The organism is Streptomyces sp. SD31, from assembly GCF_052068475.1.
Taxonomy (GTDB): domain Bacteria; phylum Actinomycetota; class Actinomycetes; order Streptomycetales; family Streptomycetaceae; genus Streptomyces.
On the sequence record NZ_JBQHCX010000006.1, the window covers coordinates 177,402 to 199,040 of the forward strand.

Here is a 21,639-nt window from a genome sequence, read left to right on the forward strand (position 1 = left end):
GGCCTCGTGAACATCAGGTGGCTCGAACGGGCGAGCGTCTGGTTCGCATAGAATCGCGGGGTTTGCCCACGCCGCCGACTCACGCATCCCGGAGCTCGTACCCATGCACTCCCCGCACGACCCGTACGTCCGCGTCCGCGGCGCCCGTGAGCACAACCTCAAGGGCGTGGACGTCGACATTCCGCGGGATGTGCTGACCGTGTTCACGGGCGTGTCCGGTTCCGGGAAGTCGTCGCTCGCCTTCGGCACGATCTACGCGGAGGCCCAGCGCCGCTACTTCGAGTCGGTCGCGCCGTACGCACGCAGGCTGATCCACCAGGTCGGGGCGCCGAAGGTCGGCGAGATCAGCGGTCTTCCGCCCGCCGTGTCGCTCCAGCAGCGCCGCTCGGCGCCGACGTCCCGCTCGTCCGTCGGCACGGTCACCAACCTCTCCAACTCCCTGCGGATGCTGTTCTCCCGCGCGGGCGACCACCCGCCGGGCGCCGAGCGGCTCGACTCGGACGCCTTCTCGCCGAACACGGCGGCCGGGGCGTGCCCGCAATGCCACGGCCTGGGCCAAGTGCACCGTACGACCGAGGAGTTGCTGGTCCCCGACCCGTCGCTGTCGATCCGGCAGGGCGCGATCGCCGCATGGCCGGGGGCCTGGCAGGGCAAGAACCTGCGCGACATCCTCGACGCGCTCGGCCACGACGTCGACCGGCCCTGGCGCGAGCTGCCCGCCGAGCAGCGCGAGTGGATCCTGTTCACCGACGAGCAGCCGGTCGTCACCGTCCACCCGGTGCGCGACGCCGACCGCATCCAACGGCCGTACCAGGGCACGTACATGAGCGCCCGGCGGTACGTCATGAAGACCTTCTCCGACTCCAAGAGCCCCACCCTCAGGGCCAAGGCGGAGCGGTTCCTCGCCTCCGCGCCCTGTCCGGCGTGCGGCGGCAGCAGGCTGCGGCCCGAGGCGCTGGCGGTGACCTTCGCCGGCCGGACGATCGCCGAGCTGGCCGCGCTGCCGCTGACGGAGCTGGCGGGCACGCTGGACGGCGAAGCCTCGTCGGAGACGGCCCGGGTCCTCACCGGTGACCTCAAGTCCCGTATCGCACCCGTCGTCGAGCTCGGCCTCGGCTACCTCAGCCTCGACCGCGCCACGCCGACGCTCTCGGCGGGCGAACTCCAGCGCTTGCGGCTCGCGACCCAGCTGCGGTCCGGGCTGTTCGGTGTCGTGTACGTCCTCGACGAGCCGTCCGCGGGACTGCACCCGGCGGACACGGAGGCGCTGCTGACGGTGCTGGAGCGGCTGAAGGCGGCCGGGAACACGGTGTTCGTGGTCGAGCACCACCTCGACGTCGTCCGCGGCGCCGACTGGCTGGTCGACGTGGGGCCGCGTGCGGGTGAGCACGGCGGGCAGGTGCTGCACAGCGGGCCGGTGGCCGAGCTGGCGGCGGTCGCGGAGTCGGCGACGGCGCGCTTCCTCTTCGACGACTCCCCCGCCGCCGTACGCCAAGTGCGCGCACCGCACGGCCAGGTGAAGGTCGGCCCGGTCACCCGGCACAACCTGCGCGGGGTGACCGCCGAGTTCCCGCTCGGGGTGTTCACGGCCGTCACCGGCGTCTCGGGTTCGGGCAAGTCCACGCTCATCGGCGAGATCACCGAGGACCTCGCGGGAGTGGGCCGCCTGGTCTCGGTCGACCAGAAGCCGATCGGCCGCACCCCGCGCTCCAATCTCGCCACCTACACCGGGCTCTTCGACGTCGTGCGCAAGGTGTTCGCGGCCACCGACGAGGCGCGGGCCCGTGGTTTCGGCGTCGGGCGCTTCTCCTTCAACGTCGTGGGCGGGCGCTGCGAGACCTGTCAGGGCGAGGGGTTCGTCAGCGTCGAGCTGCTGTTCCTGCCGAGCACGTACGCGCCGTGCCCGGACTGCGGTGGGGCGCGCTACAACCCCGAGACGCTCCAAGTGGCCTACCGGGGACGGAACATCGCGCAGGTGCTGGACCTCACGGTCGAGTCGGCCGCGGACTTCTTCGCGGACACGCCGGCCGTCGCCCGCAGCCTCGGCACCCTGCTCGACGTCGGTCTCGGCTACCTGCGGCTCGGGCAGCCCGCCACCGAGCTGTCCGGCGGTGAGGCCCAGCGCATCAAGCTGGCGAGCGAGCTCCAGCGCGGCCGTCGCGGCCACACCCTCTACCTCCTCGACGAGCCGACGACCGGGCTCCACCCGGCCGACGTCGAGGTGCTCATGCGCCAGTTGCACGGGCTGGTCGACGCCGGGCACACCGTCGTCGTGGTCGAGCACGACATGTCCGTCGTGGCGGGCGCGGACTGGGTGATCGATCTGGGGCCGGGCGGCGGTGACGCGGGCGGACGGATCGTGGCGGCGGGTCCGCCCGCCCGGGTGGCGCGGGCGAGAGGCAGCGCAACGGCGCCGTATCTCGCCCGGGTCATGCCGTAAGGGCCTCGCGCGCCGGGACCGGCGGCGGCTGTTCGGTGCCGGCGACGGGCGCCGTGCGGACAGCACCGGGCACCGGGAAGGGCACGGTGCGCCGCGGGCCGGGGACCTGGACCTGCCGCGCCCCGCCAAGCGCGGACGCTTCGGCCGCCCGGGCCAGGGAACGGCGGTCGGGTCGGCTGCCCGGCGCCATCGGCTCCCGTACCTCCGCCTCGGCGACCAGCTCACGTGCCCGCACCACCCGCCACACCGAGGTGAGCAGCGAGTCCTCGCCGACGAAGGCGGCCGCCGTGCCGGGCGCGCCCTGGGCCGTCCGGTAGTGCAGGCGGACCGGCTGGACGGGGACGCCCGCGTCGAGGGCTGCCTGGAAGGCGGCCCGGCGGAAGTGGCCCTGGGCGCGGCCGCACCAGGTGCTGCCCTCGGGGAAGACGGCGACCGCCTCGCCGGCCCGCAGCGCCTCGGCGATCCTGGCCACCGTCTCGGGCAGTGCGCGGATACGGTCGCGGTCGATGAACAGGGCGCCGCTTCGGGCGGTCAGCCATCCCGCCACCGGCCACTGCCGGATCTCCGACTTGGCGAGCATCCGGGCCGGGCGCACGGCGGCGAGCAGCGGGATGTCCAGCCAGGAGACGTGGTTGGCGACGAGCAGCAGCCCGCCGTCGGGCGCGGCGCCGCCGTTGATGCGGACCCGGACTCCGGCGGCCCGGGCGACCCAGCCGCACCAGCGCCGGATCAGTGCCGCGGGTATCCGCGCGCTCAGCGGACTTGCCAGGCAGCCGACGACCAGCAGGAACAGGACCGCCGTGAGGTGCAGAACGGCCAGCGGTACGGCCCTGGCGGGCCCCGTCGCGTCCACGCACGCCTGCGGGGTGCAGGGCGCGTGGGGTCGCCAGAGGTTCGCCGCCTCGACGGGGTGGGCCCGCCCGGCCGGTGAGCCGGTCGTCCCGGCCTCGGGGGCGGTCGCCGTGGGGACCCGCACGGCACCGAGGGAGTGGGTGCTCATGGCCGCCACGTCCGTCACGCCGGGACGAGGGAGAGGAAGTGCCGCAGATAGCGCGGGTTGACCCGGCGCATCGACAGCAGCACGTACATGTCGGCCACGCCGAACTCCGGGTCGTGCGCGGGCTCACCGCAGACCCAGGCGCCGAGGCGGAGGTAGCCGCGCAGGAGGGCGGGGAGTTCGGTGCGGGTGGCCGGTGCGGGGGCGGTCGGCTGCCAGGGGCGCAGCGGTCGTACGCGGTACTCCTCCGGGGCCAGGTGCTTGGCCTGTACGCGGTCCCAGGTCGCGGCGGCGAGCGTGCCGCCGTCGGCCAGCGGGATCGAGCAGCAGCCGGCCAGCCACTCATGGCCGCGGTCGACCATGTAGCGGGCGATGCCGGCCCAGATGAGGCTGATGACGGCGCCGTCGCGGTGGTCGGGGTGGACGCAGGAGCGGCCGACCTCGACCAGGTTCGGGCGCAGTGAGTCGATGCGGGTGAGGTCGAACTCGCCCTCGGAGTACTGCCGGCCCGCGACCGCGGCCCGCTCCGGCGGCAGCAGCCGGTAGGTGCCGACGACCTGCCCGGACACCTCCTCGCGGACCAGCAGGTGGTCGCAGTACGCGTCGAAGGCGTCGATGTCGAGGCCCGGCTGCGGGGTGGACAGCAGGGCCCCCATCTCACCGGCGAAGACATCGTGCCGCAACCGCTGGGCGGCGCGCACGTCCTCCTCGTGGCGAGCGAGGCCGACGGTGTAGCGGGTGGGTGCCGTGGGCTGCGGGGGGCGTTCGACGGTCAGTGCGCCGGTCATGGCTTACTCCTGGTCACGGGCCGGGGACGGCGAGCGGAGAGCGGTGGGAGCGATGCGATGTGCCGCCCCTGTTCTTCCGATGCCGGTTGGCGTATGCGTGACCGGTGCCAGGAGAGTGGATGTGCGAATGTTGAACGGCACGGGCCGGTACCGGCCGTCCATGTTCCGGTGCCCGTACGGTCAGCCGGCCGATCCGGTGCCGTTCACTTGGCGGGCGCAAAAACGCGAGACGGGGCCGGGGAGCACCACTCCCGGCCCCGCCCGTCCGCACCTGTCGGCGAACGTCTGCTGTGCGGCCCGGCTTACCGCTTCACCTTCCGGGTGGCCCGCAGCCACTCCTTGTTCATGCTCGTGATGGACATCAGAGGGATGCCCTTGGGGCAGGCGGTGGCGCACTCACCGGTGAGCGTGCATCCTCCGAAGCCCTCGTCGTCCATCTGCGCCACCATGTCGAGCACCCGCGTCTCCCGCTCAGGCGCCCCCTGCGGCAGCACATTCAGGTGATTGATCTTGGCGGAAGTGAACAGCATCGCCGCCCCGTTCGGACAGGCGGCGACACACGCCCCGCACCCGATGCACTCGGCGTGCTCGAACGCGAAGTCGGCATCCGGCTTCGGCACCGGCGTGGCATGCGCTTCGGGAGCCGCCCCCGTCGGCGCGGTGATGTAACCACCGGCCTGGATGATCCGGTCGAACGCGGACCGGTCCACGACCAGGTCCTTGATCACCGGGAACGCGGACGCCCGCCACGGCTCGATATCGATCGTGTCGCCGTCCTTGAACGACCGCATGTGCAACTGACAGGTGGTCGTCCGCTCGGGCCCGTGCGCATCGCCGTTGATCACGAGCGAGCACGCGCCGCAGATGCCCTCACGGCAGTCGTGGTCGAAGGCGACCGGGTCCTCACCGCGCAGGATGAGCTCCTCGTTGAGGGTGTCGAGCATCTCCAGGAAGGACATGTCGGAGGAGATCCCGTCCACCTCGTACGTGGACATGGCGCCTTCGGCGTCGGCGTTCTTCTGCCGCCAGACGCGCAGGGTGAGCTTCATGCGTAGCTCCGCTGGGTGGGGTGGACGTACTCGAAGACCAGGTCTTCCTTGTGCAGGGTCGGCGCCTCGCCGGTGCCCGTGAACTCCCAGGCGGCCGCGTAGGCGAACTCCTCGTCCCTGCGGGCCGCTTCGCCGTCCGGCGTCTGCGACTCCTCGCGGAAGTGGCCGCCGCAGGACTCGCTGCGGTGCAGGGCGTCGAGGCACATGAGCTCGGCGAGCTCCAGGTAGTCGACGACGCGGTTGGCCTTCTCCAGCGACTGGTTGAACTCCTCGCCGGTGCCCGGCACCTTGATGCGCCGCCAGAACTCCTCGCGGATCTGCGGGATGCGTTCCAGGGCCTTGCGCAGACCGCTGTCGGTGCGGGCCATGCCGCAGAACTCCCACATCAGCTCGCCCACCTCACGGTGGAAGGAGTCGGGGGTGCGGTCGCCGTCGACGGACAGGAGAAGATTGAGCCGGTCCTCGGTCTCCGCCAACACCTCCTGTACGGCGGGGTGTTCGGCGGTGACGGACTCGTGGTGCGGGTTGCGGGCGAGGTAGTCGTTGATGGTCGCCGGCAGCACGAAGTAGCCGTCGGCCAGTCCCTGCATCAGCGCGGAGGCGCCGAGGCGGTTGGCGCCGTGGTCGGAGAAGTTGGCCTCGCCGATCGCGAAGAGACCCGGGATGGTGGTCTGGAGGTCGTAGTCCACCCACAGGCCGCCCATCGTGTAGTGCACGGCCGGGTAGATCCGCATCGGCACCTCGTACGGATCCTCGTCGGTGATCCGCTGGTACATGTCGAAGAGGTTGCCGTACTTGGCCTCGACGGCCTTGCGCCCCATCCGCTTGATGGCGTCGGCGAAGTCGAGGTAGACGCCCTGGCCGCCGGGCCCGACGCCCCGCCCCTCGTCGCAGACGTTCTTCGCGGCGCGGGAGGCGATGTCGCGCGGGACCAGGTTGCCGAAGGAGGGGTAGATGCGCTCCAGGTAGTAGTCGCGCTCGTCCTCGGGGATCTTGTTCGCCGGACGGTCGTCGCCCTTGGCCTTCGGCACCCAGATCCGGCCGTCGTTGCGCAGCGACTCGCTCATCAGCGTCAGCTTGGACTGGTGGTCGCCGGTGCGCGGGATGCAGGTGGGGTGGATCTGGGTGAAGCAGGGGTTGGCGAAGTAGGCGCCGCGCCGGTGGGCCCGCCAGATGGCGGTGGCGTTGGAGTTCATGGCGTTCGTCGACAGGTAGAAGACGTTGCCGTAGCCGCCGCTGGCGAGTACGACCGCGTCCGCGAAGTACGTGTCGATCCTGCCGGTGATGAGATCCCGGGCCACGATCCCGCGCGCCCGCCCGTCGACGACGATCAGGTCGAGCATTTCCGTACGGGGGTGCATCTCGATGTTCCCCGCGACGATCTGCCTGCTCAGGGCCTGATAGGCGCCGAGCAGCAGCTGCTGTCCCGTCTGGCCGCGGGCGTAGAAGGTCCGGGACACCTGGACGCCACCGAAGGAGCGCGTGTCGAGCAGACCGCCGTACTCCCGGGCGAACGGCACGCCCTGCGCCACGCACTGGTCGATGATCTCCACCGATATCTGCGCGAGCCGGTGCACGTTCGACTCCCGCGCCCGGAAGTCGCCGCCCTTGACGGTGTCGTAGAAGAGCCGGTGGATGGAGTCGCCGTCGTTGCGGTAGTTCTTGGCCGCGTTGATACCGCCCTGCGCGGCGATCGAGTGGGCGCGGCGCGGGGAGTCCTGGTAGCAGAACTGGACGACGTGGTAGCCCTGTTCGGCGAGCGTGGCGCCCGCGGAGCCGCCGGCCAGCCCCGTCCCCACCACGATCACCGTGTGCTTGCGGCGGTTGGCCGGGTTGACCAGCTTGGCCTCGAAACGGCGCTTGTCCCAGCGCTCGTCGACCGGGCCCGACGGTGCCTTGCCGTCGACGACCGGCTCGCCGGTCCTGTAGTCCACATAGGAAGTCATGTCAGCTCACCACTCCGGTCATGACGCCCACGGGTACGGCGATGAAGCCGGCCGTGAGCAGCAGCGCGAGGACGTTCGCGACGGTCTTCAGGGCGCGGTCGCGGGTGCGGCTGCCGGCGCCGAGGGTCTGGGCGGCGCTCCAGAAGCCGTGCCGGATGTGCAGGCCGAGGGCGAGCATCGCGACGATGTAGATGACGTTGCCGTACCAGGTGGAGAAGGTGTCCACGACGTTCTGGTATGCGTGGCCCTCCTGGAAGCCGCCGGAGTGCACGGTGCCGGTCGTCAGGTCGAGGATGTGCCAGACGATGAACAGGCCGAGGATGATGCCGCCCCAGCGCATGGTGCGGGTGGCGTAGGAGGCCCGCGGCTTCTTGTGCACGTACTTGCTCGGGCGCGCCTTGATGTCGCGGCGGCTGAGCTGGTACGCCGAGGTGGCGTGGGCGACCACGGCGGCGACCAGCACGACCCGGACGAGCCAGAGCGTCCATTCGTAGTGCATGAAGGGCTCGCCGACGGTGCGCAGCCAGTGCGCGTAGTGGTTGAACTCGCCCGCCCCGAAGAAGATCTTCAGGTTTCCGATCATGTGGACGACCAGGTACAGCAGCATGATCAGCCCGCTGACCGCCATCACGGTCTTCTTGCCGACGGTGGAGTTCCACACCGTGCGTGCCATGGACGGCCGTCGATCCGTCCGCGTTGCCAGAGCCATGGACAGGACGCTAGGGCCGAACCTCCCTATCGGTCCAAGACATGGTCCGGCTCGTTTCGATAGGCACTGGCTATGCTGGCTGGATGCAGTTCCAGCAGCTCCAGTACTTCGTGGCGGTCGCCGAGACCCGGCACTTCACCCGGGCCGCCGACCTGGTGCATGTCGCCCAGCCCTCGCTGTCGCAGCAGATCAAGGCTCTGGAACGGGAGTTGGGCGCGGACCTGTTCCTGCGGGCGCGCGGCAACATCACGCTGACGGACGCCGGAGAGGCCCTGCTGCCGCTGGCCCGGCGCATCCTGGCCGACGCGGACACCGCACGGCACGAGGTGCAGGAACTGGTGCAGCTGCGTCAGGGCCGGGTCCGGCTCGGCGCGACCCCGAGCCTGTGCACGGGCCTGCTCCCGGACGTGCTGCGCGCCTTCCACGACCGCTATCCCGGCATCCAGCTGCTGATCGAGGAGAGCGGCTCGCACGACCTGGTACGGGAGCTGGCGCGCGGCGCCCTCGACCTCGCGCTGGTCGTCCTGCCCCTGCCGACCCCGTCCCCCGCGCTCACCACGGTCGAGCTGTTGCGCGAGGACCTGGTGGTCGTCTCCTCACCCGAGGCGCCCCGGCCGGGCGACGGCCGGCGCACCGTGCGCATCGCCGACCTGGAGGGCGAACGCCTGGTGATGTTCCGGCACGGCTACGACCTGCGGGAGCTGACCGTGGCCGCGTGTCGCTCCGCTGGGTTCGAGCCGGATTTCGCGGTGGAGGGTGGGGAGATGGACGCGGTATTGGGGTTTGTGCGGGCAGGGCTGGGGGTTGCGGTCGTGCCGCGGATGGTGGCCGCGCGGTCCGGGCGCGGGCTACGGGTCACCCCGTTGGCCCGGCCCGGGCTGCACCGGACGATCGCGCTGGCCCACCGCAGTGATGTGGCTCCGCCCCGGGCCGCGCGGGAGTTGCAGCGGATGTTGCTCGAGCGGTGACCGTCCGCTCGGGCGCCGTCCCCCGGAAGCGCCGTTGTGTGTCAGCGCCGTGAGGGGCTGCGGGTCTTCGGTGGTCGCGCGCGCAGTTCCCCGCGCCCCTCAGCCCGTTGCATCCACCAGCGCCAGTTCGTGCAGCCTCTCCGGTGGGCCCGGCCTCGCGTAGTACCAGCCCTGGGCCGTGTCGCAGCCGAGGATGCGCAGTTGTTCGGCCTGGGCGCCCGTTTCCACGCCCTCCACCGTTACCGCCAGGTCCAAACTGTGGGCGAGGGACACAATGCCTTGGACGATCTTCAGGTCGACGGGGTCGGCCGGGAACTGCTGCATGCTCTGGGTGAAGGAGCGGTCCAGCTTGAGCACGCTCACCGGCAGCCGGCGCAGGTTGGCGAGGTTGGAGTAGCCGGTGCCGAAGTCGTCGAGGGCGATGTCGACGCCCATCTCGGCCAGCCGGCGCAGGGGCTTGAGCAGGTCGTCGTCGGCGCCGATGAGGGCGGACTCGGTGACTTCCAGGCAGAGGGCGTCCGGCGCCACGCCCGCGCGCTCCAGGATGTCCACCGTGTCCTGGACCAGTCCGGGGTGGGTGAGCTGGCACGGCGAGAGGTTGACGTTGATGCGGAGGGGGCCCGCGTCGTCGTGGCGTTCTCGCCACTCGCGCGCCTGACGCACCGACTGCTCCAGGACCCAGCGGCCGAGCGGAACGATCAGTCCCGTGTGCTCGGCGAGCGGGATGAACCGGTCCGGGCCGAGGATGCCGTGCTGCGGGTGCAGCCAGCGCACCAGGGCCTCGGCGCCGCGCACGCTGCCGTCGCCGAGATGGACCAGCGGCTGGTACTCGATGAAGAACTCGCCCCGGTCCAGGGCCGTCGGCAGCGCCGTGGTCAGCCCGTGCCGGGTGATGGCGCGGGCGTCGGCCTCCTCGTCGGCGAGCTCGAAGCGGTTGCCGCCCGCCGACTTGGCCCGGTACATGGTGATGTCCGCGCTGCGCAGCACCTCCGCCGGGCTGCGCTCCCCGGCCGGTCCCTCGACGATGCCGATGCTGCCGCGCACGGTCAGCTCCCGGCCGTCGACGCTGATCGGGGCGATGAGCGCGTTCATGATGCGGGCGGCGAGCTCGTCGACCTCGTGCTCGGTGTCGGGGCCGGTGGTCAGCGCCACGAACTCGTCGCCGCCGAGCCGCGCGACCATCTCGCCGGGCGCCGTTGCGCAGGACTGCAGCCGGTCGGCGACCTCGACGAGCAGCCGGTCGCCGGCCGCGTGGCCGAGGCTGTCGTTGACGGTCTTGAAGCCGTCCAGGTCGAGGTAGCACAGGCCGAACCGCTGGCCTTCCCCGGCGCCCAGTGCCTTCTCCAGGCGCTCGAAGAAGAAGGTGCGGTTGGGCAGGCCGGTCAGCGCGTCGTGCGTGGCCTCGTAGCGCAGCCGCAGGTTGAGCAGGCGCCGTTCGGTGGTGTCCTCCATCAGGGCCAGCTGGTACTGCGGGTTGCCGTCGGGGTCGCGCAGCAGGGAGACCGTGAGGTTGGTCCACAGGACCGTTCCGTCAGGCCGGTAGAAGGCCTTTTCGACGTGGTAGTGCTCGCGCTCGCCGCGGACGAGTTCGTCGTAGAGCTTCCAGGTCTGCGGCGCGTCCTCGGGGTGGGTCCACTCCATGACGTTGCGGCTGCGCAGTGCCTGTTCGGAGACGCCGAACATGCGCAGCAGGGCGCCGTTGACCTGGAGGATGTTGCCCTCCAGGTCGGCGATGCCGATTCCTATGGCCGCGCCCTCGAAGACCGCGCGGAAGCGGGCCTCGGTGGCGTGCAGCGCCTGCGCGACCACGCCCTGCGCCTTGAGGGCGGCCGCGGAGATCGCCTCCTGCTCGGCCAGTGTCCGCTCGCGCAGCGCCTGCGCGAACCCGGCGGCCATGGCGTGCTGCAGCCGCGCCGAGCGGGCCCGCTGGTCCTCCTGGTCGCCCTCGGTGCCGCAGTAGAGCACCAGGTAGGCGTCCACACAGTCCAGTGAGCGGCTGAGCGCCTCGGGATCGGTGCAGTGCGCGGTGACCAGCGCGGCACCGACCGCCTTGCCCGCGTTCGCGTCGAAGGTCCTGGCCCTGAGTGCCTCGCTCAACCGCCGGGCCAGCGGCAGCAGTTGCTCCTCGAACTCCGGCCGGGTCGACGACGTCGAGGTCACCGGGAAGACGGCCCGGCTCCAGATCGTCGCGAACCGGCGCAGTCTGTCCTCCGGCCCGTCCGGCCCCGCGCTCACGCCGTACGCCCCACGCCGGCGAACCCGGAGAAGGCGAACGGATCCTCGTCCTCCGGTGCTGTGTCCGGCCGCCAGAGCGGCATCGGCACCAGTCCCGGTTCCACCATGTCGTACCCCTCGAAGAACCGCGCGATTCCGTCGCGCGAGCGCATGATCAGCGGGTTGCGAATGTCCTTGTATACGTCGACCGTGCCCTTGGCCCGCTCCTCGGGCAGCGGGATTCCCTCGTACGAGGCATGCGTGAGCACCAGCAGGCTGCCGGGCGCGAGCGCGTCGCGCAGCTGGGCCACCGCCTCGTACGGGTCGTCCTCGTCCTCCACGAAGTGCAGTATGGCAACGAGCAGCAGTGCCACTGGCCGGTTCAGGTCGATGAGGCTCTCGACCACGGAACTGCCCAGGATGTCCCGGGGCTTGCGCAGGTCCGCGGCGACGACGTCCGCGCCGTCCACGCCCTCCAGGACGGCCTGGCTGTGTGCCACGGCGACCGGGTCGTGGTCGACGTACACCACGCGAGCGGCGGGGTCGGCCGCCTGGGCCACCTCGTGGACGTTGCCGAACGTCGGGATGCCGGAGCCTATGTCCAGGAACTGGGTGATGCCCTCGTCGACCGCGAAGCGCACCGCGCGGCGCATGAACGCCCGGTTGGCCTGCATGATCTTGGGGAGCCCCGGCATGAACTCCATGGCCTTGCGGGCCGCTTCCCGGTCGACCTCGAAGTTGTGCGAACCGCCCAGGTAGTAGTCGTAGATTCGCGAGACACTGGGCACCGAGATATCGATGCTCCGTGGGGCCCAGGCGGGACGCTCCATCTATCTCTCCAGGCGTAGGCGATCCGGTGTTCGAGCTGAGGCTACTGATCGCCCGCCAAAGGAGCGAGCGGAAACGGAAATTGACCATCCGTTCCCGGTCACTGCCAGCGGCACGTGCCGAATTGATGCCCCCGTGTGCCCTCCGTCAAAAGCATCCGAAGCATTCCACAGAGCCGCGAACGATGGCGAAAGAGGGCGAAGAATCACGGTGAAGGACGGTGAATGACGACAAACCGGTCCGCCCCCTGCGCGTGAGGCTTCAGGGGGCGGACCGGTGAGCGGGGCGTGCCGGGGATCAACCTTGGCGAGGTGTGATCTTCTACTGCTCCGGCGCGCCGACCGGCTGGCCGTCGGGGCGGATGGCGAACCAAGTGCCGCCGACGCCCTGGCCGTTGGTGTCGCCGGGCTTCTTGTCGTTCACGAACGTGTAGATCGGGACGCAGTCGATGGTCTGCTGCTTCAGCCCGTCGGGCCGGTCGAAGACCACGTAACCCTGACCCCTGGGACCGGACCCCTTCAGATCGATGCCCTCGGTGTCCTCGGCGTCGACCGGCTCGATGACCGGCCACTTCTCCAGGCACTCGCCGGTGCACGCCGTCTTCATCGGCCAGGGCGAGTCCTTCATGAAGCGGTAGACCGTGTGACCGTTCTTGTCGATCACGATCTCGCCGAGCTTGGGGTCCTTGCGGGTGGACAGACCGGGCAGGCCGGCCGCCTCGGCACCGCCCTCCCCCTGCGCCTTCTTGCCGTCGGGGGACAGCGCGTACCAAGTGCCGCCCACACCCTGGCCGTTGACGTCGCCCGCGTTGGTGTCCTTCGCAAAGCGGTACGCCGGCCAGCCGTCGACCGTCAGCTGCTTGGTGCCGTCGGAGCGGGTGACCGAGCCCAGCAGCGCCTTGTCGATACCGGCGCCGGCCGTGGCGTCGTCCGCGGGGACCGGCGGCCACTTCTTCGCGCAGTCGCCGTCGCAGTTGGACTTGGCCGGGTCCGCGGTGTCCTTGTCGAAGCGGTAGAGGGTCAGACCGGCACTGTCGGTCAGTACCTCGCCGAGTTCCTGGTTGGTGGAAACGGACAGCTCACCGGCGGTGGCGGCCTGTGTGGCGGCGCTCTCCTGACCCGCCGCACCGGGGTCGTATCCGGATCCGTTCCCAAGGCCGGTACCGGCACTTCCGTAATCACCGGCCGCGGCCGTGGCACCCACGTTCTGGCTGCTCGCCGGCGGCGCGGTCTCCGAGCCGCATGCCGTCGTCAGCGCCGCCACCGCCACGGCGCTCACCACGAGCGAGGCGCTCCGCCACGAGGTCTTCATCTTCAACTCCCCATAATCACAAGGGTGTTGCAGCGCCCTGCTGCGCCGCCGCACGACAAGGGGTACGCACGAAAGCCATGGTCGTGTTCAACCGACGCACGAATTTCTTTCGGATTGCTGTGACAACACCCGCGTCCGCCCTGTGAACGCAGGCCCCTCTCCCCCCCTGACACCCCCGTCTCGCGTCGCACGCGCGTGCGTGCGTGCGTCTCGGCGGTCACATCCGCGCCTGCCGTTCAAACGTTTCAGGGGCCTCGGGTCGCTCGTTCGGGGCAATCCGCCCTTACTCGGGCCCGTGGAAGCGCGGTATGGCCTCAAGATCTTGGTCGTGTATGGACTCGAACCGACCCAATCCACCCTGACGACAAGGGTGTTGACGGTGGTGACGCTGACCTGGCTCCTGGTGGCGGCACCGGCCGGTGTGGCGGTGGCCGACGTCTGCGCGTACGCCGACACCGGCCCGGACGGCGCCAAGGCGGTGGCGGTCGTCGGAACCCTCACCTGGCCGACGCCCCCGCAGTGCCCGGCGCCGACCCCTACGCCGACCCCCACACCGACACCCACACCCACTCCGACGCCGGACCCCACGCCCACGCCACCCCCGAAGACCACGCCCACCCCGAAACCCGAGCCTCCACCGCCGCCTCCCCCGACCCCGCCCCCGCCCCCGCCTCCGGCGGCTCCGCCTCCCCCGCCCGCTCCACCTCGCGCGCGCCCGACCCTCGCGCCGACACCCACACCCACCCCGACCCCCACGCCGAAGCCGTCGGCCAAGCCCGCCCCGAGTCCGTCCATGGCCCCGGTGCACTACCCGCCCTACCGCGCCATGCCGCACCGGCGGCCGGCGCACGACGCCCCGTCACCCCTCACCTTCGTCCTGCTCATCGCGGCGCCCGCGATCGTCGCCGTCGCCGCACTGCGACCGCGCTGACCCTGGAGGCTTCTGTTGCCGGAATGGCTTGTTCTCACCCTCGCGATGCTGGCCGCCTGCGCCGTGGTGGTCATCATCACCCTCCTACGGCACCGCACGGCCCCCGAGGACGAGGATCCCTCCGAGACCCCGGACGTCATCGAGTACATGACGATGTGGATTGGTGTGGTGTACGCCATCGTCCTGGGTCTGGCCATCGCCGGCGTGTGGGAGGGCCGCAGCGCCGCCGAGGACCATGTACAGGCGGAGGCCGTGGCCCTGCACGAGATCTCGGAACGCGTCCGGGTCTATCCGGCCGACATCCGTGACCGTATTCGCGACGATGTCAACGTCTATGTCGGACACGTCGTCACCACCGAATGGAAGACGATGAGTGAGGACGGCCGGGTCACCGAACGCGGCACCGAGCTCCTGCAGCGCCTCCGTGAGGACATCACCGACTACGAGCCGAGGTCGGACTTCGAGGCGCAGGCCTACCAGCCGCTCGTCGATCAGGTGACCGCCGCCGACCAGGCGCGCAACGCCCGCGCGAGCTCGACCGGGGAGACCATGCCGGGCGTGGTGTGGTTCGGGCTGATCGCCGGGGGCGTCGTCACCATCGGGATGATCTTCGCCCTGCAGATCCGGCGCACGGCCCGCGAGCTGATCCTGGCCGGGCTGTTCTCCGCGCTGATCGCCTTCCTGCTCTTCCTCATCTGGGACTTCGACGCCCCCTACAGCCGTGGCGTCACGGCGTCGGCGGAACCGTTCCTCGACCTCTTCCCGCACATCAAGGGCTGACCGGCCCGCACCTGACTGACCGACGGGGGACGCGGCGAGAGGCGGCGTCGGCACTCGGCGAGCATCAGCCATGTCGCTCGCGTCCCCCGGTCGCGGGAACGGCGTCCCCTGAGCGGCCCACACTCTTGCCCCATTCGCACGACAGCGATCGCGCAGGTGTGTGCGCCTTTCTAGCGTTCCGGTCATCGAGGTGCATTTCCGGCGCAAGCGGAACAAGTCCGCGGCTGCTCCTCGGGGACCCGGGAGGAAACACCATGCACGCGATACGCATCGCTTCGGCCGCGCTGCTGGCCGTCAGCGCCCTTGCCATGGCCGCCCCCGCCGCCCAGGCGCGCGGCGACGCCTCGGGTTTCTGGGTCAACGTACTGCCCACCACGGTCGCGCCCGGCGGCCAGGTCAAGCTGCGCGCGACCGGCTGCGACCAGAGCGTGGCCGTCTCGTCGGGGGTGTTCGACACGGTCACCATCCCCAGGGGGCGGACGACGACGAGGGTCACGGTCGACCGGGACGCCAGACCGGGGGCCGTGTACGAGGTGTCGTTCTACTGCGGCACCTTCTGGCAGAGCGTCGACCTCACCATCGCCGGCGGGCGGCCCGGGCCGATGCGTCCTCACCCGCAGCATGGCGTGCACGCCGGGGAGGGTGGCAGTCTGGCCGGGCTGGACCTGAAGGAGATCGGCCTGGGCGGAGCGCTCATCGCGGCCTCGCTCGGGACGGCGTACCACCTGTCCCGGCGCCCCACCGGCGAGGACGACACCTGACGTCAGGCCCCACCCGCACAGGCCTTCGCCCCGGATCCCCTCGACGGGGGCCGGGGCGAAGGCCTGGGAACCTGCGACATGTCGGCGACGGGCAACAGCTCAGATCCGCTTCTCCGCCCGGCGGCGCATCCAGAACACCCCGCCACCGATGACGGCCGCGGCAATGAGCCCACCTCCGATGGCCATGTCGGTCGGTGTCGCACCGGTGGAGCTGCTGCCGCCGAGACCGCCACGCACGCCGCCGATGACGGTGAAGGCGTTCGGGTGGGTCAGCGGCCTGCCGGCGCCGGTGCAGGTGACCGTGATGCTGTGCGCACCCGGCTTCGCGTGTCTGTCGATGATCGCGGTGCCCTTGGCCGTGCTGCCGCCGACCGGGGTCAACCGCGTGGGCCGGAACGCGTCCGAGGTCGCCGTGCCGCCGTGCGGGCAGCCGTCGACGGTGATGGTCAGCGGTGCCCCGCGGGCGATGACACTGGGCAGGGCGACGATATTGCTCGGGCCGATCATGCCGTCCCGAGCGGTGGCCGCCGGGGCGGCGAGTCCGAGGGCTGCGACCGCGGTGGCAGCGGCCGCCAGGGCACGAGTAGTTCGCATGTGATCCTCCGCGGAAGGCGCCCCGGGAACCGTCCCCGGTCGATCGGCGAGAAAGCACCTCCCAGAAAGACCCTCAGATGCCGTGCCCGGGGCCGCATTTCGGCGATGGTCCGTCCTGGTGAGAGGACACGCCGCCGCATAAGCCCACAATCGGATATTGCCGCAGGTCACGGACCGTCAGAATTTTCCTGTCAGCGGCAACTCGGATGGCGCACCGAAGGGCGTCGGACCACCCGTTCGTATCCGCCCCGTCGCCGGTTGCGCGCCCGGGACTTAGCGTTCTGGTATGCGCGAATGACGTGGCGACGGCCGCGTCGAGAGGGGAAGTCGAATGTCTGCGTCCGAACTGGCCGAACTGGCCGAAGAGGAGGAACGCCGGAAGAAGCGTGCTCCTTGGGGCGTGATAGCGCTGGTTCTGCTCACCGGCCTCGCACTCATTCGCAATGGTTCGGGGGAGTTCGACGTGGGGCCGCCGCAGCCCGCGACGGCGGCCGCGGCGGACGGCGGCCGGGTGTCCGGCAGCATCTTCGCCGGTGCCGTGCAGCCGCTGCCGTACGCCCTGCCGGACCGGGTCAGGATCCCCGGGATCCAGGTCGACGCACCGGTGATCCCGGTCGGTCTGGACGTGGACGGCTGGGTCGGCGCGCCGCCGCCGGAGGACCCGAACCTGGCGGGTTGGTTCACCGGCTCCGTCTCCCCCGGCGAGAAGGGCACCGCGGTGGTCGTCGGCCATGTCGACAACGCTCAGGGCCCCGCCGTCTTCTACGGTCTCGGGGGCCTGCAGAAAGGGAATCGCGTCGAGATCGTCCGACAGGACGGAAAGACGGCCGTTTTCGAGGTCTACGGCATCGAGGTGTTCCAGAAGAACGATTTCCCCGGCGACCGGGTCTACGGTTCCAAGGGGACCCCCGAATTGCGGGTCATCACCTGCGGCGGCGGTTTCTCCAAGCAGAACGGATATGACGGGAACGTCGTCGCTTTCGCCAGCCTGGTCGAGGTCCGCTGAGCCTTCCCCGGCCGGGCCGGCGAGAGCCGTCAGCGGTATTTCCGTTCCGGGACGGTGACGAAATAGCCGGAGTCCAGCAGCCGCGGCAGATAGGCGCGCAGTGCGCGAACGCTCTGGGAGCGGTCGCCCCCGGCGTCGTGCGAGAGCACCACGACGCCGGGGGCGGCACCGTGCTCCACCCGGTCGACGATCGTGCGGGTTCCGGGCGTGGTCCAGTCGAGGGTGTCGACGGTCCAGGCGAGCGGTTCCATGCCCAGGTCGGCGCCGAGTTGGAAGGTGGCGCGGTTCCAGGCGCCGTAGGGCGCGCGAAACCACGCCGGGCGTTCGCCGTACGCCTCCTCGACGACATCGCAGGTGCGCTCCATCTCGGCGCGGATCCGGCCGCGGCTGAGACGGGTGAGCAGCGGGTGGGACCAGGTGTGGTTGCCGACGACGTGGCCCTCGTCGGCCATCCGCGCCACGAGCCCCTTGTGGTCGGCGACCATCTCGCCGCACACGAAGAACATCGCGCGGACGTCGTACTCGCGCAGGGTGTCCAGGATGTGCGGGGTGTAGCGGGGGTCGGGGCCGTCGTCGAAGGTCAGCACCATGGTGCGGCCCCTGCCGGACACCCGCAGGTACGGTGCCCGCCGTACGAGCGTGCGGCGGTGCGCCGCGCGGGGCGGGCCGTAACCCGTCAGGGGTTCGAGACGGTAGGCGGAGGGCTTGAGCGCGCGGTGCGCCTGCGGGCCCGCGGCCGGGGCGGCGGTCCTGACCGGCTCCTCGTCCGTGACCGTCGCGAACAGTCCGGCGGTGCCGGCGGCTCCGACCGCGGCGGCACCGGCGAACAGTGCACGGCGTCGCGTGAGCGGACGGGTGGGCGACTGATCCTTCGTCATGAGTGATCAGTCGCCCGGTGAGGGGCCGACGCACCACGGCGACACCGGTACGGCGGCAGGAAAACGCCCGACCGGCGCAGCTCCGGTTGCGTCGGCCGCGGAGCTCATGACGGCGTGTCAGCGGCGGCGCACCAGGGGGAACGGCAGGGTCTCCCGGATCGTCAGGCCGGTGAGGAACATGACCAGTCGGTCGACGCCGACGCCGAGGCCGCCGGTGGGCGGCATGGCGTACTCGAGGGCGTCGAGGAAGTCCTCGTCCAGCTCCATCGCCTCGGGGTCTCCCCCGGCGGCGAGCAGGGACTGGGCGGTGAGGCGGCGGCGCTGCTCGACGGGGTCGGTGAGTTCGGAGTAGGCGGTGCCGAGTTCGGTGCCGAAGGCGACGAGGTCCCAGCGCTCGGCGAGCCGGGGGTCGTCGCGGTGCCGACGGGTGAGCGGGGAGACGTCGGTCGGGAAGTCCTTGTAGAAGGTGGGCCGCCGGGTCTTCTCCTCGACGAGCCGCTCGTACATCTCCAGCACGATGTCGCCGTGGCCGTCGTCGGCCGTGTACGGCACGCCCGCGCGGTCGCAGTACCTGTGCAGCCTGAGCAGCTCCGTGCCGGGGTCGATCTCCTCCCCGAGCGCCTCGGAGATCGCGCCGTACACCGTCCTGACCGGCCACTGCCCGGAGATGTCGTACTCCTCGCCGTCCTTGCGGGCGACAGGTGAGCCGAAGGCGGCGGTCGCGGCGCCCTGGATCAGCTCGCGGACGAGGTCGAGCATCACGTCGTAGTCGGCGTACGCCTGGTAGGCCTCCAGGATCGTGAACTCGGGGTTGTGCTTGTGGTCGACGCCCTCGTTGCGGAAGGTGCGGCCCATCTCGAAGACCTTCTCCAGGCCGCCCACGCACAGCCGTTTCAGGTACAGCTCGGGTGCGATGCGCAGATGGAGGTCGAGGTCGTAGGCGTTGATGTGGGTGGTGAAGGGGCGGGCGCTGGCGCCGCCGTGGATCTGCTGGAGCACCGGTGTCTCGACCTCCAGGTAGCCGCGCTCCAGCAGGCCCTGGCGCAGGGCCTGGACGGCGGTGGAGCGGGTGCGGACCACGTCGCGGGCGGAGGGGCTGGAGACCAGGTCGAGGTAGCGCATGCGGACCTTGGCCTCGGGGTCGGCGAGGCCGCGGCGTTTGTCGGGCAGGGGGCGCAGGCACTTGCCGACGAGCTGCCAGGAGGTGACGAAGACGGTGGGTTCGCCCTTGTCGCTGACGCCGGCCAGGCCGGTGGCGGTGACGAGGTCGCCGATGTCGGTGTCGGCGGTGAAGCGGTCGAGGGCGGCGCCGGTGTCCCTCCGGGTGAGGGCGAGTTGGTGGTCGCCGGACCAGTCGCGCAGTACGGCGAAGACGAGGCCGCCGAAGTCGCGCTCGAGCATGATCCGGCCGGCGACGGTGACCTGCTCGCCCGCTCGGACGTCGGCGAGGGCGTGGGTGCGGGCCGGGATGCCCACCGGGTAGGGGTCGATGCCGTCGGCGCGCAGCCGGTCGAGGGTGTGGTGCCGGATGCGGACCTGCTCGGGCAGGCCCGCATCCGGCCGGGCCGCCCCGGCCTCGTCCCCTCCGGCGAGGCCGAGCGCCGCCAGCGAGGGCAGTCCTTCGGTGGTCGCGGGACGCGGCCCGCCTCGCGGGTGCCCGTTTCTGCGGAGTTTGTGCAGCGAGGGTACGGAGAGGAATCCCGCGGCGATGGCGGACGCGAGGCCGATGCGGGCGAGGGAGGCGGCCTCGCCGTGGCAGAGGAAGCGGGGGAACCACTGCGGCCGGTACTTGGCGTTGGAGCGGTAGAGGGCCTCCAGTTGCCACCACTGGGAGAAGAACAGCAGCAGGCGTCGCCACAGCCGCAGCACGGGTCCGGCGCCGATGCGGGCGCCCTCCTCGAAGACCGACCGGAACACGGCGAAGTTCAGGGAGATCCTGCGGATGCCCATCTTCGGGGCCACCGCGCACAGTTCGGCGACCATGAACTCCATGACGCCGTTGGGGGCGCCGCGGTCACGGCGCATCAGGTCCAGGGAGATGCCGTCCTTGCCCCAGGGCACGAAGGAGAGCAGGGCGAGCAGCTCGCCGTCCTCGCCGAGGGCCTCCACCAGGAGACAGCCGCCGTCGGCCGGGTCGCCGAGGCGGTCCAGGGCCATGGAGAAGCCGCGTTCGGTCTCGGTGTCGCGCCAGTGGTCGGCCTTGTCGATCACCTGCTCCATCTCCGTCTCGGTGAGCATGGAGTGGCGGCGGATGCGGCAGTGGGCGCCGGTGCGGCGGACCCGGTGGACGGCCTGCCGGGTCACGCGCATGTCGCGGCCGTCGAGGTCGAAGTCCGGCACGTTCAGGATCGCCTCGTCGCCGAGCTGGAGGGCGCCGAGTCCGGCGCGCGCGTATGCCCGGGCGCCGTCCTCGGAGGCGCCCATCGCGGCGGGCACCCAGGCGTGCCGGCGGGCCGCGTCCAGCCAGGCGGCGATGGCGTGCGGCCAGGCCTCCCGGTCGCCGACCGGGTCCCCGCCGGCGAGGCACACGCCGGCCTCGACGCGGTAGGTGACGGCGGCCTTGCCGCTGGGCGAGAAGATGACGGCCTTGTCGCGCCGGGTGGCGAAGTAGCCGAGGGAGTCCTGGTCGCCGTACGCCTTGAGCAGGGCGCGGATACGGGCCTCCTCGTCGTCGTGCAGGGCGGCCTCCATGCGCTGCGAGCGGAACAGCGTCGCGGCGGCGTTGAGGAGGGCGAGCGCGCCGAAGAGGCCGAGCAGGAAGGACAGGGGGCGCGGCGGCCGTCCGTCGTAGGAGGCGCCGGAGACCAGGCCGCCGCAGACCCGGTCGCCGGCCCACGCCAGCCGCTGGCCGCGCGGCAGCGTGCCGGGGAACAGCTCGACCAGCCCCCAGCCGACGAGGATCCCCATGCCGAGCCCGGCGGCCAGGACGCCGAGGGCCCGTCGTACGGCGGCATGGCGGGACGCGGCGTAGAACTCCCCCCGGGCGACGACCAGCAGGGCCAGGGCGAGGCCGCACACGACGAGGGACGGGACGGCGTCGGCGTACTCGCCGAGGGCCGTGCCGAGGAGGTCGGCCAGGACGAGCAGGCCCAGGTAGACGACGACCAGCCACCAGGCGATCTTCTTGCGGGCGGCCGTCGCGGCGGCGAGCAGGAAGAGAAAAACCGCGTAGGCGAGGTTGGCGCTGACGGGGACGATGATCTGGTCGAGGGCGGCCACGACCGGGCGGAGCGCGGTGCGCAAGGGCGGGATGAGGGCCAGCAGGACGCAGAGCAGTCCGAGGGCGCCGAAGAACGTCGCGAAACCCTCCGGCACCCTGCTCAGGAGGCCGTCGCCGGGCGACCGTATCCGGCCCGTGGTGTCCTTGTCCGGGACGGCCTCCACGGTGGCACTCATGTTCCGACTGTAGGAAGCCCTGGGCCCGTTCGCCCGTCGAGCG

Annotated in this window: 17 protein-coding genes; 6 read left to right on the forward strand and 11 right to left on the reverse strand. The window is 71.2% G+C overall.

Annotated elements, in window-relative coordinates:
• Positions 1–103 precede the first annotated feature (103 nt).
• Positions 104–2,440, forward strand: coding sequence for an ATP-binding cassette domain-containing protein (locus ACTMVF_RS15055; RefSeq protein WP_441271516.1), 2,337 nt, complete (start codon positions 104–106; stop codon positions 2,438–2,440).
• On the opposite strand, the gene ACTMVF_RS15060 is transcribed toward ACTMVF_RS15055, so the two are convergent.
• From ACTMVF_RS15060 to ACTMVF_RS15080, 5 genes are all read right to left on the reverse strand, one after another.
• On the reverse strand, positions 2,430–3,440 hold the full coding sequence (locus tag ACTMVF_RS15060) for a lysophospholipid acyltransferase family protein (protein WP_441271517.1): 1,011 nt from the start codon (positions 3,438–3,440) through the stop codon (positions 2,430–2,432). The genes ACTMVF_RS15055 and ACTMVF_RS15060 overlap by 11 nt on opposite strands.
• A 14-nt stretch (positions 3,441–3,454) precedes the next feature.
• Positions 3,455–4,225: a GNAT family N-acetyltransferase gene (locus ACTMVF_RS15065; protein ID WP_441271518.1), complete on the reverse strand. Its 771-nt coding sequence runs from the start codon at positions 4,223–4,225 to the stop codon at positions 3,455–3,457.
• A gap of 302 nt (positions 4,226–4,527) precedes the next feature.
• Positions 4,528–5,274: a succinate dehydrogenase/fumarate reductase iron-sulfur subunit gene (locus tag ACTMVF_RS15070; RefSeq protein ID WP_441271519.1), complete on the reverse strand. Its 747-nt coding sequence runs from the start codon at positions 5,272–5,274 to the stop codon at positions 4,528–4,530.
• Complete coding sequence (locus ACTMVF_RS15075; RefSeq protein ID WP_441271520.1) at positions 5,271–7,220, reverse strand: fumarate reductase/succinate dehydrogenase flavoprotein subunit; 1,950 nt, start codon at positions 7,218–7,220, stop codon at positions 5,271–5,273. The genes ACTMVF_RS15070 and ACTMVF_RS15075 overlap by 4 nt, the downstream gene beginning before the upstream one ends.
• A gap of 1 nt (position 7,221) precedes the next feature.
• Positions 7,222–7,893, reverse strand: a complete 672-nt coding sequence (locus ACTMVF_RS15080; RefSeq protein ID WP_441271765.1) for a succinate dehydrogenase — start codon at positions 7,891–7,893, stop codon at positions 7,222–7,224.
• A 119-nt stretch (positions 7,894–8,012) separates the two neighbouring features.
• On the opposite strand from ACTMVF_RS15080, the gene ACTMVF_RS15085 reads away from it, so the two are divergent.
• The gene (locus tag ACTMVF_RS15085; protein ID WP_441271521.1) at positions 8,013–8,897 is read left to right on the forward strand and encodes a LysR family transcriptional regulator; all 885 of its coding nucleotides are present in this window, start codon (positions 8,013–8,015) and stop codon (positions 8,895–8,897) included.
• Positions 8,898–8,996: 99 nt separating this feature from the next.
• Here ACTMVF_RS15085 and ACTMVF_RS15090 read toward each other — a convergent pair whose 3' ends face one another.
• The 3 genes from ACTMVF_RS15090 to ACTMVF_RS15100 all read right to left on the reverse strand — a co-directional run bounded on the left by ACTMVF_RS15090 (position 8,997) and on the right by ACTMVF_RS15100 (position 13,250).
• The gene (locus ACTMVF_RS15090) at positions 8,997–11,132 is read right to left on the reverse strand and encodes a putative bifunctional diguanylate cyclase/phosphodiesterase (RefSeq protein WP_441271522.1); all 2,136 of its coding nucleotides are present in this window, start codon (positions 11,130–11,132) and stop codon (positions 8,997–8,999) included.
• Positions 11,129–11,941 carry an SAM-dependent methyltransferase gene (locus ACTMVF_RS15095; protein ID WP_441271523.1) on the reverse strand — a complete coding sequence of 271 codons (813 nt, stop codon included), beginning with the start codon at positions 11,939–11,941 and terminating at the stop codon, positions 11,129–11,131. The genes ACTMVF_RS15090 and ACTMVF_RS15095 overlap by 4 nt, the downstream gene beginning before the upstream one ends.
• A 319-nt stretch (positions 11,942–12,260) precedes the next feature.
• A complete protein-coding gene (locus ACTMVF_RS15100) occupies positions 12,261–13,250 on the reverse strand; it encodes an SCO0930 family lipoprotein (protein ID WP_441271524.1) in 990 nt (329 codons plus the stop codon).
• Between the two features lie 379 nt (positions 13,251–13,629).
• Here ACTMVF_RS15100 and ACTMVF_RS15105 point away from each other — a divergent pair, with 379 nt between their 5' ends.
• The 3 genes from ACTMVF_RS15105 (at position 13,630) to ACTMVF_RS15115 (ending at position 15,722) form a co-directional block, all read left to right on the forward strand.
• On the forward strand, positions 13,630–14,181 hold the full coding sequence (locus ACTMVF_RS15105; RefSeq protein WP_441271525.1) for a hypothetical protein: 552 nt from the start codon (positions 13,630–13,632) through the stop codon (positions 14,179–14,181).
• A gap of 15 nt (positions 14,182–14,196) precedes the next feature.
• Complete coding sequence (locus ACTMVF_RS15110; protein WP_441271526.1) at positions 14,197–14,961, forward strand: DUF4239 domain-containing protein; 765 nt, start codon at positions 14,197–14,199, stop codon at positions 14,959–14,961.
• A 254-nt stretch (positions 14,962–15,215) separates the two neighbouring features.
• Positions 15,216–15,722 (forward strand): hypothetical protein, encoded by a 507-nt coding sequence (locus tag ACTMVF_RS15115; protein ID WP_441271527.1) that lies wholly within the window; start codon positions 15,216–15,218, stop codon positions 15,720–15,722.
• Between the two features lie 99 nt (positions 15,723–15,821).
• On the opposite strand, the gene ACTMVF_RS15120 is transcribed toward ACTMVF_RS15115, so the two are convergent.
• Entirely contained in the window at positions 15,822–16,316 is a 495-nt protein-coding gene (locus ACTMVF_RS15120; protein ID WP_441271528.1) for a hypothetical protein, read from the reverse strand.
• A gap of 331 nt (positions 16,317–16,647) precedes the next feature.
• Here ACTMVF_RS15120 and ACTMVF_RS15125 point away from each other — a divergent pair, with 331 nt between their 5' ends.
• The gene (locus tag ACTMVF_RS15125) at positions 16,648–17,322 is read left to right on the forward strand and encodes a class F sortase (protein ID WP_441271529.1); all 675 of its coding nucleotides are present in this window, start codon (positions 16,648–16,650) and stop codon (positions 17,320–17,322) included.
• A gap of 29 nt (positions 17,323–17,351) precedes the next feature.
• Here the strand turns inward: ACTMVF_RS15125 and ACTMVF_RS15130 are convergent, their stop codons facing one another.
• Entirely contained in the window at positions 17,352–18,200 is an 849-nt protein-coding gene (locus ACTMVF_RS15130) for a polysaccharide deacetylase family protein (RefSeq protein WP_441271530.1), read from the reverse strand.
• 117 nt (positions 18,201–18,317) lie between these two features.
• Positions 18,318–21,596 (reverse strand): bifunctional lysylphosphatidylglycerol synthetase/lysine--tRNA ligase LysX, encoded by a 3,279-nt coding sequence (lysX, locus tag ACTMVF_RS15135; RefSeq protein WP_441271531.1) that lies wholly within the window; start codon positions 21,594–21,596, stop codon positions 18,318–18,320.
• Positions 21,597–21,639: the final 43 nt, after the last annotated feature.

Coding starts and splice junctions, on each gene's coding strand:
- ACTMVF_RS15055 (WP_441271516.1), top strand. CDS start 104: ATGCACTCCCCGCACGACCCGTACGTCCGCGTCCGCGGCGCCCGTGAG.
- ACTMVF_RS15060 (WP_441271517.1), bottom strand. CDS start 3,440: ATGAGCACCCACTCCCTCGGTGCCGTGCGGGTCCCCACGGCGACCGCC.
- ACTMVF_RS15065 (WP_441271518.1), bottom strand. CDS start 4,225: ATGACCGGCGCACTGACCGTCGAACGCCCCCCGCAGCCCACGGCACCC.
- ACTMVF_RS15070 (WP_441271519.1), bottom strand. CDS start 5,274: ATGAAGCTCACCCTGCGCGTCTGGCGGCAGAAGAACGCCGACGCCGAA.
- ACTMVF_RS15075 (WP_441271520.1), bottom strand. CDS start 7,220: ATGACTTCCTATGTGGACTACAGGACCGGCGAGCCGGTCGTCGACGGC.
- ACTMVF_RS15080 (WP_441271765.1), bottom strand. CDS start 7,893: ATGGCACGCACGGTGTGGAACTCCACCGTCGGCAAGAAGACCGTGATG.
- ACTMVF_RS15085 (WP_441271521.1), top strand. CDS start 8,013: ATGCAGTTCCAGCAGCTCCAGTACTTCGTGGCGGTCGCCGAGACCCGG.
- ACTMVF_RS15095 (WP_441271523.1), bottom strand. CDS start 11,941: ATGGAGCGTCCCGCCTGGGCCCCACGGAGCATCGATATCTCGGTGCCC.
- ACTMVF_RS15100 (WP_441271524.1), bottom strand. CDS start 13,250: ATGAAGACCTCGTGGCGGAGCGCCTCGCTCGTGGTGAGCGCCGTGGCG.
- ACTMVF_RS15115 (WP_441271527.1), top strand. CDS start 15,216: ATGCACGCGATACGCATCGCTTCGGCCGCGCTGCTGGCCGTCAGCGCC.
- ACTMVF_RS15120 (WP_441271528.1), bottom strand. CDS start 16,316: ATGCGAACTACTCGTGCCCTGGCGGCCGCTGCCACCGCGGTCGCAGCC.
- ACTMVF_RS15125 (WP_441271529.1), top strand. CDS start 16,648: ATGTCTGCGTCCGAACTGGCCGAACTGGCCGAAGAGGAGGAACGCCGG.
- ACTMVF_RS15130 (WP_441271530.1), bottom strand. CDS start 18,200: ATGACGAAGGATCAGTCGCCCACCCGTCCGCTCACGCGACGCCGTGCA.
- lysX (WP_441271531.1), bottom strand. CDS start 21,596: ATGAGTGCCACCGTGGAGGCCGTCCCGGACAAGGACACCACGGGCCGG.